General features: G+C 70.5%; 1 protein-coding gene. It reads left to right on the top strand.

The window, feature by feature from the left end; genetic code table 11:
• A partial coding sequence (locus B447_RS21580; RefSeq protein ID WP_004249523.1) for a phosphoenolpyruvate carboxylase occupies window positions 1-542 on the top strand: 542 nt, incomplete at both ends.

Genomic DNA, 542 nt, shown 5'->3' with positions numbered 1-542 from the left:
GCCATCCTCGCTCAGCCCGAGGGCGCGGTGCAGGGCCAGATCCGGCTCACCGAGCAGGGCGAGGTGATCGGCGCCAAGTACGGCAACCCGGAAGTGGGCCGGCGCAACCTCGAGGTGCTGGTGGCCGCCACGCTCGAGACCAGCCTGCGCCCGGCCAGCGCCGCGCCCACCCCGGCGGCCTTCCTCGAGGCCATGCAGGCCTTGTCGGACGCCGCATTCGCCGCCTACCGCGGCCTGGTCTACGAGACCGAGGGCTTCGAGCGCTACTTCTGGGAATCGACCGTGATCAGCGAGATCGCCGCGCTCAACATCGGCAGCCGCCCGGCCTCGCGCAAGAAGAGCACCGCCATCGAGGATCTGCGCGCCATCCCCTGGGTCTTCAGCTGGTCGCAGTGCCGGGTGATGCTGCCGGGCTGGTACGGCTTTGGCAGCGCGGTGCAGGCCTTGCTCGCCCGCCAGCCCGCGGACGGCCTGGCGCTGCTGCAGCGCATGAACCGCGAGTGGCCCTTCTTCCAGACCCTGCTGTCGAACATGGACATGGT

It is taken from the genome of Thauera sp. 27 (genome assembly GCF_000310125.2).
GTDB lineage: Bacteria > Pseudomonadota > Gammaproteobacteria > Burkholderiales > Rhodocyclaceae > Thauera > Thauera mechernichensis.
The sequence above is the reverse complement of the archived record's forward strand: the minus strand, read 5'-3'. Positions and strand labels throughout refer to the sequence as shown.